This is a genomic window from Thiohalocapsa sp. (assembly GCF_019695415.1).
Lineage (GTDB): Bacteria > Pseudomonadota > Gammaproteobacteria > Chromatiales > Chromatiaceae > Thiohalocapsa.
Genome location: NZ_JAIFKJ010000608.1, coordinates 1 through 1,691 on the forward strand (window position 1 = coordinate 1; position 1,691 = coordinate 1,691).

A 1,691-nucleotide genomic window follows, 5' to 3' on the forward strand; every position below is an offset into this window, starting at 1 on the left:
CTCCTGCGCGCCGCACCAACTCCCGCGAGCGCCGCGGCGCGCAGGAGCTCGCGGCGGCGCAGGTAGACCTCCCGCGGGGTGATCTCGGAAGCCGGGATGTCGCTCGATCGCTTGATCAGCATGGCAAACGTCTCATCAATTCTGCTCTTGGCTTCTGACCGGACTAGTCGGGCATTTGTTTCATCCTCCGGGACCCGCCGTTCCGCCTGGTCTGCCAAGTGAAAGCGCTCAGCGCGCAAGCGAGCGGTAGACGTCGAGCAGCGACTCTGCCGAGTGGTCTAGGCTGAAGTCCCGCACCAAACGCGCGCGGGCCGCGGCGCCCAGGGCGGCGGCGGTATCTGGTTCCAGTATCAGCCGCGTCAAATGCTCACGCAGCCTGGTGGCGTCGCCGGGCTCGAAGAGCAGTCCCTCTGTCCCATCGGTGGCGCCCCGCGGGCGCGTGCCCGCGCGCCCGCCCACCAGGGCGAGGCCACGGGCCAGGGCCCCCAGCAGGGACAGTGGGGGACCCGCGTCATAAGACGGCAGGCAAAAGCGGTGGGCTGGCGCGAGCCGTGCATCCGTGGCCGCACCGGTCACAGGGCCCGGGACGTCCACATCGAGGCCGAGCTCCGTCGCGAGATCCAGCAGGCGCTGCCGCCTTCCCGCCTCGGCCTCGAAGCCCAGCAGCTCGATGCGCACTGGCCGATCCACTTCCAGCCCGGCAAGCGCCCGGAGTAGATCCTCCTGTCCCTTGCGCACCTCGTAATTGGCAAGACACAAAATCCGGAATGGCCCCGCACTGCTCGGTCGCGCCGGCGCACCGACAGGCACGCCGTTCGGCACGACGACGATCCGCGCCGAATCCGTCCACCCCGCGAGCACCCCTCGCCAGCCGTCACTGAGCACCACGACCCGGTGCGCGGCGCACAGCACCCGGCGGGCGAGCCAGGCCTGGATCCCCGAGAGGCCGCTGAGGAAGCGATGGAACTGTGCGCCATGAATATGCAAGACCACATGCCTGCCCAGTACTCGGGCCAACAGGACGTCGGCTCCGTTACGCCAGAAGCTGAGCCAGGAGCAGGTGTGGATGTGCACGACATTCGGGCGCCAGCGCATGCTTTGCCGGGCGAGTCGGCCGAGCAGGCGCAGCTGTGCGGATACGCCCTGCCAAAGGCTGCGATCGACGTCGGTGGTCTTGACGTTGTTGATGACGCGCAGCTCGACACGGCCGGAGAGGGCTTGCGACAGGTTCTGCACAACGCTAGCCATACCACCCACCGGCGGGGGCAGCGGCCCGACCATCAGAACCCGGGGCAGCGGCACCGGCGGCTGGGCGCCGGGGGCGCTCATGCCTGGCTCGTTAAGGATGACTGCTGCCTGAAGGGCAGGGCGTTGCGGTAGTAGTCCGCATAGCGCACCAGCATTGCATCCAGCGAGAAGATCTGCTCCGCGCGGCCGCGGCCGGCGTTGCCCATGGCGAGACGCTCGGTATCGTTGCGCACGAGCCGGCCGATGGCCTGAGCGAGAGCCTCCGTGTCGCCTCTTGGGCATAGGAGGCCGCTATGGCCGTGGTCCACCAGCTCCGGCTTACCGCCAACCGCGTGGGCCACAACTGGCCGGCCGCCCGCCCTCGCCTCGAGGCCACGGTTTCCCCCTCCCTCCACCCCGCCCGGCACCCCCGCCCGCCCCCCCCCCCCCCGGGACACGGCGTC

General features: G+C 69.7%; 2 protein-coding genes. Both read right to left on the minus strand.

Annotated features, from left to right (window positions below):
* Positions 1–228 precede the first annotated feature (228 nt).
* On the minus strand, positions 229–1,329 hold the full coding sequence (locus tag I6U14_RS16650) for a glycosyltransferase family 4 protein (RefSeq protein ID WP_296900752.1): 1,101 nt from the start codon (positions 1,327–1,329) through the stop codon (positions 229–231).
* On the minus strand, positions 1,326–1,691 hold a 366-nt coding region (locus I6U14_RS16655), incomplete at its 5' end, for a glycosyltransferase (RefSeq protein WP_296900754.1). The genes I6U14_RS16650 and I6U14_RS16655, both read right to left, overlap by 4 nt.

Coding starts and splice junctions, on each gene's coding strand:
- I6U14_RS16650 (WP_296900752.1), bottom strand. CDS start 1,329: ATGAGCGCCCCCGGCGCCCAGCCGCCGGTGCCGCTGCCCCGGGTTCTG.